Below are 13,027 nucleotides of genomic sequence, written 5' to 3'. Positions count from 1 at the left end.
CGCTGTTTCCCTTTTCTCTAAAAAAGAACTTGAAACAAAATCAGAGGTTTCTCTGTTCTTTTGTTCCAAGCTCTATCATTTTATTCAGTTTTTTGTCCTACCAACACAATTTGACGTAGAACCCGTAAATAGAAGGCAGTCACCTATTTCTCTCTTGTATCGATCACAATCGTTACCGGACCATCATTGGTTAGTGTAACGTCCATATCTCCGCCAAACTCACCTGTTTCAACAGCTATTCCCACTTCTCGAAGCTGTTGATTGAATGCTTCGTATAAAGGGATTGCCTGTTCAGGTCTTGCTGCGGTTACAAAGCTTGGACGATTTCCTTTTTTCGTGTCTGCATATAAGGTGAATTGAGAAATACTCAATATAGCTCCGCCAGCTGCTTGAATATCCAGATTCATCTTTCCTTCTGCGTCTTCAAATACACGTAGTTTGCTGATTTTTCGAACAAGATATGCAACATCCTCACTTGTATCCTCTGTATGAATACCAAGTAAAATCATAAAGCCTGTCCCAATTTTACCAATCAGCTGTCCGTCAATTTCAACCTGCGCTTGAGAAACTCGCTGAATGACTGCTTTCATGCTGTTTCCCCCTAGCCATTTGTTCGACGGACACTATGGATGTCCGGAACATTCTTAATTTTATCAACAATTGTCTTCAAATGAGACAAGTTCTGAATCTTCACAGTGATATGAATCACAGCCATCTTATCTTTTGTTGGCTTCGCTTCTACGCTCACAAGATTTTTCGTCATTGTACTAACGGCCATCAACACATCATTAAGTAAACCACTGCGATTGTATCCATAAATCTCAAGGTCTGCATCATATTCCTGACGAATATTGTTCGTGTCTTCCCACTCAACCTCAATCATCCGTTCAGCTAACTCTTCCTGATGCTGAACATTTGGACAATCCGCTCGGTGAATAGAAACACCTCGCCCTTTCGTGATGTAGCCGACGATTTTATCCCCAGGCACCGGATTACAGCAGCGACTCAAGCGAATCAATAGATTCTCAATACCTTGAATCACAATACCGCCTTCGTGACGAACCTTCATTTTGTCAGATTCTTTTTTAACAGGTTGGTTCATCAGCTCTTCGGCTTCTTGTTTTTGGCGTTCCTTTTCTTGTTCTTTTCGTTCTTTTTCAGTCAAACGGTTAGAAACAACCTGTGCACTGATTTCACCATAGCCGACAGCAGCATATAGATCATCCTCAGTCTGGTAATTGAAGCGTTCAATGGCTTCTGCAATTTTTGTCTTACTCAGAAATTCTTTCGGCACAAATCCATGTTCTGTTAAGAATTTACTAATCGCATCATGTCCTTTGATAATATTGACTTCTCTATCCTGAACCTTGAAGAAACGTTTGATTTTATTTCTGGCTTTGCTGGTTTTCACCATTTTTAGCCAGTCACGGCTTGGTCCAAAGGAATTCGGCGACGTAAGTACTTCAATAATATCACCATTCTTCAATGTGTAATCTAGCTGTACCATCTTACCATTGACTTTGGCACCTGTCGTTTTATTACCGATTTCCGTATGCACACTATAGGCAAAATCCAACGGGCCAGAGCCTTTTGGCAGCTCTGTAACATCCCCTGTCGGCGTAAATACATAAACTTTATCGCTAAAGATATCTCCTTTAACACTTTCCATAAAATCAGAGGCATCATAGCTTTCATCTTGAAGCTCCAAAATTTCATGGAACCAGCTCAATTGTCTGCTGTCCTCATCTTCTTCAACTTTATCGGTTTTACCCTCTTTGTATGCCCAGTGAGCCGCAACTCCGAACTCTGCAATTTGATGCATTTCATGTGTTCTGATTTGCACTTCTACAGGATTTCCTTTTGGTCCGATAACTGTTGTATGAATCGATTGATACATATTTGCCTTTGGCATGGCAATATAGTCTTTGAATCGACCCGGCATTGGTGTCCACTTGGTATGAATCGCCCCAAGAACAGCGTAACAGTCCTTGATGGAATCTACGATTACTCGGATAGCGAGTAAATCATAAATCTCTGTAAACTGCTTCTTCTGATCCTTCATTTTTCTATAGATAGAATAGATATGTTTGGGTCTGCCGTAAATTTCCGCGTATATTTCCAGATCCTCAGTAGCTTTTTTAATATCCTCTACTGCTTCTGTGATGTATTCTTCCCGTTCTTCACGCTTTGTCTGCATCAAATGTACAATTCGATAATATTGTTTTGGATTGATGTATCTGAGTGCTGTATCCTCCAGCTCCCACTTGATACGACTCATCCCTAAGCGATGTGCAAGCGGTGCATAGATTTCCAAAGTTTCCTGTGCAATTCGTCGTTGCTTATCATCACGTAAATGTTTCAACGTGCGCATATTATGCAATCTGTCAGCAAGCTTAACCATGATGACACGCAAATCCTGAGCCATCGCCAATAACATTTTCCGATGGTTTTCAGCTAGCTGTTCTTCGTGAGATTTATACTTGATTTTCCCAAGTTTCGTTACACCATCCACTAGCATTGCGACATCTTCGCCGAACTCATTTTTCAAATCGTCCAGTGTCACATCTGTATCTTCTACAACATCATGTAGAAAACCAGTAGCTACTGTGTGAGGGTCCATGTGCAGCTCAGCAAGAATTCCAGCTACCTGTATTGGATGAATAATGTACGGCTCACCCGATTTTCTAATCTGTCCTTCATGAGCTTCTTCTGCATATTTGTATGCTTTCTCAACAAAAGCAGTATGCTCCTTTGACATATACTTCGATACGATCCCAATGACTTCAGGTCCCGTTACAATCTCTTCCTTTGGCAAAATCCTCACTCCTTTGTTTCTGTGGAGGAAATCGGTCAGATAACTGACTGATTTCTCCTTTCTTGTGGTCCGTTATCGCATTCCTCTAGTTGTTCCTATAAAAGAGGAAATGGTACTCCTTTGGTTCTGTGGAGGAAATCTGTCAGGTTACTGACAAATTTCTCCTTTCTTGTGGTCCGTTATCACATTCCTCTAGTTGTTCCTTCATAAGAGGGAATGGTACTCCTTTGGTTCTGTGGAGGAAATCTGTCAGGTTACTGACAAATTTCTCCATTTTTCTAATGCTCTGATGTCCAATCCCCTAGTATTCTTGATAAAAGGCAATTGTCTGATTTTTTCATCTGTTCTAATTGAATAGTTTTTTTCAGCTTCACCCAGCCATCAATAGTTTATGTATAAACAATCTTTAAAAAACTGTTTTTTGATAAAAAAGAAAAGTACTACTTGAAGCAGCAGCACTTTCAACACTCTTATTATACCTGAAATCCTCAGATTTTCAATTCCTTGATTTTCATTGATTAATCAAACAGAGGCAGGATTTCTCTCGGGTTATTTACACCTATAGTGTTTGCCCCGCCCTGCAGCAAAATCTCCATTTCCAATAGCGTCGGAGAATCAACATTGACTTGTATATGGAGTGGCCTCTCTTTTACTGCTCTGAACATTCCCGTATAGAATAACGCCTTTTCTACAGAAAGTGCATAGCCCAAAGAAATAACCTTGACATTCACTCTGCTCATTTGAAATGCGATTTTACCACGTTCTTCTTCCGATAGCTCATCAATATCAATAAAGAAGCCTAGAGCTCCCTTACCGAAAGCTAAAGGAGCAAGCATTTGGTAGGTCTGTTTGCTCACAGCCAAGTTTTCCAAGGTTGCGGCGATATGAACCTCTGTCGCACCATTTTTGTATAGCTCTCCGGTTTCAAAAGCTTGTTTTCCCAATGTTCCTGCCCCCAAGGGATAGTCTGCAACACTGCCTACATGAATGGCAGTTCCATCTAACAATTGCTTCGCTCTGGCAACATAGTTGGGAAGCACAATAACCATTTTCACCTTATAATTTCGTATAAATAATATCTCTTCTTTCAGCTGTTGATCTGTCATGGTTGAATCTAACAGCATCACAGATATTCGATTCAAATCTATCCCCATAACAACCCCCTATAACAACATTTCCAATTGATAGCTAATTGCACTCAAAGCGTAGAGTGGTGCCGTCTCTGCACGTAAAATACGCGGTCCAAGACCACAGCTGACTCCTCCTTGTTCATTGAATGCTTCTATTTCATCAGGCGAAAAGCCGCCTTCCGGTCCAAACAGAATCAGAAGACTTTCTCCATGCTTCATTTTTGATAAGCTGTCGGCAAGCACACTGCGTTCTCCCTGCTTTGCTGATTCTTCATACGCAATGAGAACCTTGTCATAGTTAGAAAAACTGTCTATCAGCTCTTGTTCCTTTTCCAACAAAAGCACCTCAGGCATCAGCTGACGGTGAGACTGTTCTGCCGCTTCCTGAGCAATTTTCCCTAGACGTTTGGCCTTGTTTCCACGTTTCTTGTGGTCCCATTTCACAATTGAATTTTTAGCGGGAAAACCGATAAAGCGATGTCCGCCAAGTTCCGTTCCTTTTTGAACAATCCACTCAAGCTTATCTCCTTTAGGCAGGCCACAGGCAATCGTCACATGGATTGGCAGCTCTTTATCGGACTCTTCTTTAGATAGTTCACGAACAAGCACCTTTTCTTCAGTAACAGCTGTAATTTCCCCTTGAATCACTACCTTGTTTGTAAAAGCCAAAAATAACTGATCCTCCGGCTTCATGCGCATCACTCGAACAATGTGATGATAATTCTCACCTGTAATAGAAAATTCTGATTGATTCTCATATGATTCATTTATAAAATAGCGTTGCATCTTACTCTTCCTCTGATTTTTTTAGAATAATTGCGTACCAGTCCCCTTGCTGAAAGACCTGATCGATAAGAAATCCAGCTTCTGTCATTTTCGCAAGAACCATTTCTTTTTTCTCATGGATAATTCCAGAGACAATCAACGTTCCATTCTCTTTCAATAAACGATAAGCATCTTCAATCATCAACAAAATGATGTCGGCTAAAATGTTGGCAACAATGACATCGGCTTCAATATCGATTCCTGTTAACAAATTATTTGCTGCTACTTTCACATCAGCCGCAACAGGATTCATCGCCATATTTTCTTTCGCAGCAGTCACCGCAACTTCGTCTAAATCAAAGGCATGGACTGATTTTGCTCCAAGATACTTCCCGGCAATACTTAGTACACCTGAGCCTGTCCCAACATCAAGTAATGTCTCTCCGCCTCTTAACACGGTCTCCATCGCTTGAAGTGTCAGACGTGTGGTCGGATGTGTGCCTGTTCCAAACGCCATCCCAGGATCTAGTGTAATGATACTTTCTTTATCATCTGCTGTTTCGTACTTTTCCCAGCTAGGTACAATCGTTAAATATCTCGTCACTCGTACAGGATGGTAATACTTTTTCCATGCAGTTGCCCAATCACTTTCAGCAACCTCACTGACTGTCAGTTCATTCTTTCCAATCATCAAACCAAACTCCGGCAGACGAGCAATGTTTTCTTTAATGAACGGAAGAATTTCGGGTAGAAAAGTCGTTTCAGGAAAATAGGCCATGACCAACGCACCTTCTTTGATGTGGGTGAATTGCTCTCTATCAAGAATTTCACCATACAAATCACTCTCAAAATTCTCTACATCCAATGCATCTTCAATTGCTACACCACTGGCACCGGCCTCCATCATGATGTTGGAGATTGCTTCTACTGCTTCACTTGCCGTTTCAACTTTTACCTCAGTCCACTTCATTCTTATACCATCCTTTTTAGTAGCTCGGATAAGGCAGATAGCTATTAGTCTCTTTTTCTGCCTGCTCCACCGCTTTATTGAATTGTTCCATATCCCAAACAAGCTCAAAGCTTTCTTTTTCCGGATTTGTCAAAAATTCCAAAAGGTCATCTTGACCGTCAATCAACACCTCATTCAAATAAACTAAAAATCCATCAATTGTTGATTGTTGTATTCCTTTTTTCCCATCGAAGGGAATAACAGCCAAATAATCTTGTGAATCCGGCTTTTGCTTAGTTTTTTGCTCATTATAAAAAATTACGCCATCTTCAAATTCTATGACTTCTTCTTCTGATAGCACACCCTGAGCATCATCAATTGTCTCACCGTCTTTATTTTCTGCAAATAGTCGCACAACGACTTCTATTGTATGATTTCGTGTATCCCAATCAATCGCCGTATCAAAATCTCTGATTTTTTCATTCAGCTCTTTATCAAGATAATCCAGCATTGTTTCTTTTTTCATCGTTTATACTTCCTTCCAACCGAATGTTTTCTTATCAATCTCACTTTTTTTCTGTAACGATATATATGGATTTCCTGCTACCGCATATCGCAATGGCTTATCCGTCCAGATTCCTTTATTAGGAATGCCAATCCGCGGTAATGCAAGAATTTTTTTCGGGTACTTTCGCTTTTCCGGTACCAGGTGTAACGAACTGTTAAAAATCGATTGACCATACAGCTCTCTTTCAATCCCCAGCGCTGCAACAAGCTTCCCAGGTCCATTAGATAAATCAGGTCCCTCTTTGCCGCCTCGTCTTCGACTCATCTCCTCAAGTCCCTCTGCAGGTTGAATGCCGCGAATCATTACCCCTTGCGGATGTCCTTTGTCCCCTGTCACCATGTTCAAAATTAAATGCGTGTGCATCGTATAAAGGTAAATTGTTCCCGGAACATCATACATTGCACGCAAACGTGGTGTATCCCGCATGCCAAAGCTGTGAGCAGCCTCATCGTCAGGTCCTAAATAAGCCTCCGCATCAACAATATAACCCGCGAGTATGCCTGCTTCAGTCTGATGCTCTAAATACATCCCCAACAAATATCGGGCAATATCTTCTGTCTTATGATTATTGAAATATTCCATCAGTTTATTCATTTTATACCACTCTCTATCATACACAATCCGCAGCAAATAAGCCATGAAAACAGCATAGCTATCAAAGAATAAATCATTTACAGCATGATACTTCATGACAGACAATTGTCTGACGAATCACTAATTTTTCTTTTACATTGTATCATATTTACAGATACGAATATATGTTCTTTTACAAAATCATGTTATACTAAAGAAAGGAATTTACATACAACTCTTTTACAAATGACATGAACTGTTCGTACGCTTTGATTTAAAAAATATATATTTTAGGAAACTGCCTACTCCTTAGGTTTCTCTTACTATCAGTCGGTGCTTTCTTAGCTCAAAGAAACAGCAGAAAAATATGCCACATTTATCAGTCAGTATACATAGTAAATACCGACTTACTACTTATTCATAGACGAATAGTTGAAATAATTAATTATGCCCTGGAAAGGAAGTTTATCTATGCAAAAGCCACTTGCTTATCGAATGCGCCCTAGAAACATAGACGAAGTCGTTGGTCAAACTCATTTGGTTGGCGAAGGAAAGATTATTCGCCGAATGGTCGAAGCCCGTATGCTGTCCTCGATGATTTTATATGGACCTCCCGGCACCGGAAAAACAAGTATTGCCAGTGCTATCGCAGGTTCTACCAACTATGCCTTCCGTATGTTGAACGCCGCAACAGATACAAAAAAAGATTTACAGATTGTTGCTGAAGAGGCCAAAATGAGCGGTACAGTCATTCTTTTATTGGATGAGGTCCATCGTTTAGATAAAACCAAACAAGATTTTCTTCTTCCGCATCTGGAAAGCGGGAGAATCATCATGATTGGTGCTACGACTGAAAATCCCTATATCACAATCAATCCGGCGATTCGCAGTCGAACACAAATTTTTGAAGTAAAGCCTTTGAGTGAGACGGATATCCAAGCAGCGATTGACGTAGCACTGACAGATAAAGAACGAGGACTGGGAGAATATCCTGTCATACTTGAGCCTGAAGCCTTGCAGCACCTTTCCAGAGCAACAAATGGGGATTTAAGAAGCGCATTGAATGGGCTGGAGCTGGCTGTCCGCTCAACGAAAGAAAATCAAGAGGGACAAATTGTCCTCACCCTTACAATTATTGAAGAATGCGTACAAAGAAAAGCACTGACTCATGATAAAAATGGTGATGCTCACTATGATGTTATCTCTGCCTTTCAGAAATCGATTCGAGGCAGTGATGTCGATGCCGCTCTTCACTATCTCGGCAGACTAGTCGTAGCTGGTGATTTACCTATCATTTGTCGGCGGCTGATGGTCGTTGCATATGAAGATATCGGCTTAGGCAACCCTGCTGCAGCTGCCCGAGCAGTCACCGCGGTACAGGCGGCTGAAAAACTAGGATTTCCCGAAGCTATCATGCCTCTCTCGATGACGGTGGTAGAGCTTTGCCTCTCCCCCAAATCTAATTCAGCAAATTCTGCATTAAGCCGTGCCATCGCAGATATTGAAGCTGGGAATGCCGGTGAGGTTCCTGATCACTTAAGAGACAGCCATTATTCAGGGGCAAAGGATTTAGGGCGCGGGATTGGCTATCAGTACCCTCATGATTTTGAGAACGCTTGGGTGAACCAGCAATATCTTCCTGATAAGCTGAAGCATGCCCATTACTATGAACCAATTGATACTGGGAAGTATGAGCAAGCGCTGCATCATCAATACAATAAGCTGGAAAACTTGAAGAAAAATTCCTAGTTTTTATAAAGGCAATCTCATTGCCGATTACAAAAAGCTGTGCTATTATAAAGATGGTTAATCTGTGATGTGCGTGTTGTCTTTTTTGTGTGTTGACCGAACATTTTATTGATATCTCGGGATCCGACTAGTATCTAGACAGGTAGCAAGCCTTTTCTTTTGGTAGCTCGAAGTTGTAGATCGTGGAACCCACCTGCTAAGTGCGGGATCAATACTATAGGACAAATAACGGCATCGACGGATTATCCTTTTTTTGAAATAGTTAGGGACGTGACATTTATCAGACGATTAATGTCACGTCCTTTTTATTATTCTTTTGGAGGTTGATTATGGTTATTCAATTATTAATTTTTATCGCTGCTTTACTGGCGATTTTTGTTGGACTATACATTAAAAGAAAATTCCCACAGCTGATGAAGGGGTTCAGCAAAGAGATTCCGGCTGATTTTTTTAATCGCTATAGTCGTAGTTTTCTAATCCTTGGTATTATTGGAATTCCGATCGCTATTTTAGGTCAGTTCTATCTTTCTTTTATTTACATTTTGTTATTATTAGTCCTTTCAACGGTGTTTGGACTAACTTTCGCAAAAAAAATCTAATTGTTTTTCCCTTTTTGATTTAAATTTTTGAGGTTTTGTTCTACAATAAAAGTGTGAATAATTTTTTATAGAAAAGGAGTGATCCCTTTGTTACAAAATTATAGTAAAATCATGGTCGCTGTTGATGGTTCTGCCGAAGCGGAACTAGCGTATCAAAAAGCTGTAAACGTTGCAATAAGAAATGATGCAGAGCTGTTACTTGCCCATGTCATTGATACTCGTGCGTTCCAGTCCATTTCTTCATTTGATGGTATGTTGGCTGAACAAGCAACTGAAATGGCAAAACAAACACTGGCTGAGTATAAAAAACAGGCAGAAGAACATGGTTGTGAAAAAGTATCCACTGTTATTGAATACGGTTCACCCAAAGTGATCATCGCTAAGCATTTGCCTGAAGACAACAATGTCGATTTAATCATGATTGGCGCAACAGGTCTGAATGCTGTAGAACGCTTATTCATTGGTTCTGTTTCTGAGTATGTCATTCGAAATTCGAGCTGTGATGTCTTAGTGGTTCGAACAGACTTAGAAAATGATGTACCTAAAGAAGAAAAAGAATAATCTGATTTATTTGAAAAAGAAGGTTTCTGAAATAGGGACCTTCTTTTTTTGTGCTTTATTCTGTAATACACTTTTAAACAGGTATTCAAAACTGGCTTATTATCGAAATTCAAGTACTTTTAGCCGCTTTTTCCTCATTATTCAGTCCCTTTACTGTTTTTCATTTGGTATACTATCAGTAGTAAGAATGACGGAGGAACACACATGGACGAACAGATTTTTGTCACTAAACAATTGGAAAGTAATCAACCTGCTTCTGATGAATTAATTCACTTAATGCTTCAGCATATAGGCTCACTCTCTGAGGAGCTGCGAGAAACTATCTATAGCGGGTGGTGCATACTCTTAGAGAATAATCGATTGACGAACAATCAAAAGCAGTGGCTGCTAGATGAAATTTTTGCTAGAAAACTTCTTTACCAAGGAATTGAACAGGAACAGACAGATGATACATTTACGAGAAGCTTCACCTCACTACTTCTTGTACAGCTATTGGATGATCATTATAAGAACAACTGGCTGGAAATTGAGATGGAGAAACAGCTCATTGCAGAATCATTGAATTACATGGAGATAGAGAAGGATAATCGTGGATTAGTGCCTGTCAAAGGCTGGGCACATGCTTTTGCCCACGGTGCTGATTTACTGGCAGCTGTCGCACGCTCTAAGCAAGCAACAGAAACGATAGCCCAACAAATCCTGAGCATCCTCACACGCGCCATATTCGATATCGATGATTTTCTTTGGGAAGAGGAAAGTCGAATGGTTCCTGTTATTATCGTATTAATAAAAAGAGAGCTCCTATCTCAAGATGAGCTGAACCATTGGATTAATCAAAATAATCAAACAATCTTAAATCAAAATAATCGTAACATTTGTTGGAATCGTTTTTTAACTTCCCTCTCTTGGGTATTAAGATTTGAATTGCTTGATTTTGAGCTTGTTCAAGAGTCGATTTTTCATTTTCTTCATAGCTGTTATAAGAAAAGAGGAATCATTTAACTAAAAGAACAAGGCGACTGCTTCAGAAGCAGTCGCCTTGTTTTTTTAGTTATTATCCACGTAAACGTTCTACGTCGCGCGCAATCACTAATTCTTCATCTGTTGGAATCAACAATACTTTCACTTTTGAATCGTCAGTTGAAATTACTGTTTCTTTTCCACGCACATTGTTTTTCTCTGCATCGATTTCACAGCCGAACCAAGTCATGCCTTTGATTACTTCGCTACGAACGTGAGAGTCATTTTCGCCGATACCAGCTGTAAATACGATTGCATCTACACCATTCAATACCGTTACATAGCTTCCGATATATTTACGGATACGGTCGGTAAACACGTCATAGGCAATTTGAACTTCTTCCTTGTCCATGTTTGCTTCCAAGTCACGCATATCACTTGAAATACCAGACAAGCCCAGCAAGCCTGATTTCTTGTTTAGAATATCGATCATTTCTTTGATATCAGTTAATCCTAATTTCTCCATCAAGTATGGCAGCAATGAAGGATCGATATCACCGGAGCGAGTACCCATTGTAACACCTGCTAATGGAGTGAAGCCCATAGAAGTATCAACAGATTTTCCACCATCAACGGCAGTGATTGATGCACCGTTTCCTAAGTGACAAGTAATGATTTTCAACTCTTCAATTGGTTTACCCAACATTTCAGCAGCGCGCTGAGAAACATACATATGGCTTGTTCCATGTGCACCATATTTACGTGCTGAGTATTTTTCATAGTATTCAGTTGGAATGCTGTACAGGTAATTGTGCTTAGGCATTGTTGTATGGAACGCAGTATCAAATACAGCTACACTGATAATATCAGGTAAGATTTTTTTGAACGCTTTGATTCCCATTGCATTGGCAGGGTTATGAAGAGGAGCCAAATCAGCCAGTGCTTCAATTTTTGCTAATGCTTCATCATCGATAATCGCTGAATCTTTGAAATCTTCTCCACCAGCTACAACACGGTGACCTACGCCGGTAATTTCGTCATAAGAAGACAGGATGTTCAGTTCGATTAGCTTATCCAATAACATTTTTACAGCTACATCATGGTCATTGATATCAACGATTTCTTCGTATTTTTGATCTTCACCATATTTGATTGTAAAAATAGAGTCGTTCAAGCCAATTCGTTCAACGATCCCTTTTGCGATAACCTCTTCGCTAGGCATAACATATAATTGCCATTTTAAACTTGAACTTCCGGCATTGATTGCAATTGTTTTAGACATGATACTCTCCTCTTTTAAGTTTATTGTAAGTAGTTTATTTCAAATTTGAAGATTTCCAAGCTTCAAATTGTTGAAAAAATTGAGTGACTTTTTCAGGTTCCTTCAGTGATGCAAGCTTAACAAGAAGAACTTCCTTCGCCTGACTGCTGCGTTCCCCTTTATTCTGAACAATCAGAATGCTTTTTCTTGAATGCTCAGTTTGGAACATGGCATCCGGCAATTGAATTACACCTTGTAAGTATACATTTTCCTGAATCCATTTTTTAAGCTGTTCACTTTGTTCAGACTCAAAAATATTCGCAGGAACAAGAAAGAAACCAAAGCCATTTAATTTCACATATTTCATCGCCTGCTCCATCAGTAAATGGTGAGCATAGGTATGCCCCTCTTGAGCTGCAACAGTAAAGCCTGCCGCCTTTTCATCATTTGGATAATAGCCAATTGGCAAGTCGCTGATAGCTGCATCAACAGGATCAATCAACAGCTCTTGAAGCCCATCTTGATGAAATAGCTTGATATCCGTACCAGTCAGTCCGCCATTCACAGAAGCAACTGACAGCAATGTATCATCGACATCAACACCATATCCGGTTACAGTCTTTTTGGAAAGCTTCAAATTCAGCAGCACTGTCAGTAACAAATTGCCCATACCAGACGAAATATCCAGAATTTGCAGGTCACTCGTTTCTGCGTAGAATTGCTCCATCAAAAAGACAAATAAAAAGCCGATACTGTCCGGTGTAAGCTGATGGTTCGCCTGTACAGGCTCATCTTTATTTCCTTTCAACAGGACAAGCTGAGTCAGACGACGAAATTCCTCTGGCTCCAAATCAATTTGCTTAAGCTCTTTATAAAGCTCTTTCAATTCAAAAATTGTTTCTTCATCAGGTTTCCCGTCAAGAACACGCACTTGGAAATTATCCAGTAGATTATCTCCATTTTCGATATAAGCGTCCAGAAAAGAAGTATCCAAAGATTTCTTCAATAACTGCACTGCCTGCTCCATTAACTCGAAAGCCTTTTCCATTTTCTCAGAAAACAAAAAAACACCTCAACTTCTAGAAAAATATAACAAC

Annotated in this window: 13 protein-coding genes and 1 other RNA gene; 5 read left to right on the top strand and 9 right to left on the bottom strand. The window is 40.0% G+C overall.

Going from position 1 to position 13,027, the window contains the following annotated elements; translation table 11 throughout:
- Positions 1–143 precede the first annotated feature (143 nt).
- The 7 genes from dtd to IW510_RS02635 all read right to left on the bottom strand — a co-directional run bounded on the left by dtd (position 144) and on the right by IW510_RS02635 (position 6,821).
- On the bottom strand, positions 144–590 hold the full coding sequence (gene dtd / locus IW510_RS02665) for a D-aminoacyl-tRNA deacylase (RefSeq protein ID WP_202056545.1): 447 nt from the start codon (positions 588–590) through the stop codon (positions 144–146).
- A gap of 11 nt (positions 591–601) precedes the next feature.
- Positions 602–2,815 (bottom strand): RelA/SpoT family protein, encoded by a 2,214-nt coding sequence (locus IW510_RS02660; protein ID WP_202056544.1) that lies wholly within the window; start codon positions 2,813–2,815, stop codon positions 602–604.
- Between the two features lie 518 nt (positions 2,816–3,333).
- The gene (locus IW510_RS02655; protein ID WP_202056542.1) at positions 3,334–3,969 is read right to left on the bottom strand and encodes a deoxyribose-phosphate aldolase; all 636 of its coding nucleotides are present in this window, start codon (positions 3,967–3,969) and stop codon (positions 3,334–3,336) included.
- A 9-nt stretch (positions 3,970–3,978) separates the two neighbouring features.
- Positions 3,979–4,731, bottom strand: a complete 753-nt coding sequence (locus tag IW510_RS02650; RefSeq protein ID WP_202056541.1) for a 16S rRNA (uracil(1498)-N(3))-methyltransferase — start codon at positions 4,729–4,731, stop codon at positions 3,979–3,981.
- Position 4,732: 1 nt separating this feature from the next.
- Positions 4,733–5,680: a 50S ribosomal protein L11 methyltransferase gene (gene prmA, locus IW510_RS02645; protein WP_202056539.1), complete on the bottom strand. Its 948-nt coding sequence runs from the start codon at positions 5,678–5,680 to the stop codon at positions 4,733–4,735.
- Between the two features lie 16 nt (positions 5,681–5,696).
- Positions 5,697–6,185: a DUF3013 family protein gene (locus IW510_RS02640; RefSeq protein WP_202056537.1), complete on the bottom strand. Its 489-nt coding sequence runs from the start codon at positions 6,183–6,185 to the stop codon at positions 5,697–5,699.
- Positions 6,186–6,188: 3 nt separating this feature from the next.
- Complete coding sequence (locus IW510_RS02635; RefSeq protein WP_202056536.1) at positions 6,189–6,821, bottom strand: DNA-3-methyladenine glycosylase; 633 nt, start codon at positions 6,819–6,821, stop codon at positions 6,189–6,191.
- Between the two features lie 450 nt (positions 6,822–7,271).
- Here IW510_RS02635 and IW510_RS02630 point away from each other — a divergent pair, with 450 nt between their 5' ends.
- From IW510_RS02630 to IW510_RS02610, 5 genes are all read left to right on the top strand, one after another.
- Positions 7,272–8,549, top strand: a complete 1,278-nt coding sequence (locus tag IW510_RS02630) for a replication-associated recombination protein A (RefSeq protein WP_202056535.1) — start codon at positions 7,272–7,274, stop codon at positions 8,547–8,549.
- A 56-nt stretch (positions 8,550–8,605) separates the two neighbouring features.
- Positions 8,606–8,797, top strand: a non-coding RNA gene (ssrS, locus tag IW510_RS02625) — 6S RNA.
- A gap of 81 nt (positions 8,798–8,878) precedes the next feature.
- Complete coding sequence (locus IW510_RS02620; RefSeq protein ID WP_202056534.1) at positions 8,879–9,148, top strand: hypothetical protein; 270 nt, start codon at positions 8,879–8,881, stop codon at positions 9,146–9,148.
- A gap of 87 nt (positions 9,149–9,235) precedes the next feature.
- Positions 9,236–9,709 (top strand): universal stress protein, encoded by a 474-nt coding sequence (locus IW510_RS02615; protein ID WP_202056531.1) that lies wholly within the window; start codon positions 9,236–9,238, stop codon positions 9,707–9,709.
- 204 nt (positions 9,710–9,913) lie between these two features.
- Complete coding sequence (locus IW510_RS02610) at positions 9,914–10,711, top strand: DUF2785 domain-containing protein (protein WP_202056528.1); 798 nt, start codon at positions 9,914–9,916, stop codon at positions 10,709–10,711.
- 52 nt (positions 10,712–10,763) lie between these two features.
- Here the strand turns inward: IW510_RS02610 and IW510_RS02605 are convergent, their stop codons facing one another.
- Together IW510_RS02605 and IW510_RS02600 are read right to left on the bottom strand one after the other, a co-directional pair.
- Positions 10,764–11,951, bottom strand: a complete 1,188-nt coding sequence (locus IW510_RS02605; RefSeq protein WP_202056527.1) for an acetate/propionate family kinase — start codon at positions 11,949–11,951, stop codon at positions 10,764–10,766.
- A gap of 34 nt (positions 11,952–11,985) precedes the next feature.
- Complete coding sequence (locus IW510_RS02600) at positions 11,986–12,993, bottom strand: class I SAM-dependent methyltransferase (protein ID WP_202056526.1); 1,008 nt, start codon at positions 12,991–12,993, stop codon at positions 11,986–11,988.
- Positions 12,994–13,027: the final 34 nt, after the last annotated feature.

This window comes from Enterococcus sp. BWR-S5 (genome assembly GCF_016745255.1).
Classification (GTDB): Bacteria; Bacillota; Bacilli; order Lactobacillales; family Enterococcaceae; genus Enterococcus_L.
Note: the sequence above shows the minus strand (reverse complement) of the source record. Positions and strands in the feature narration are given on the sequence as shown.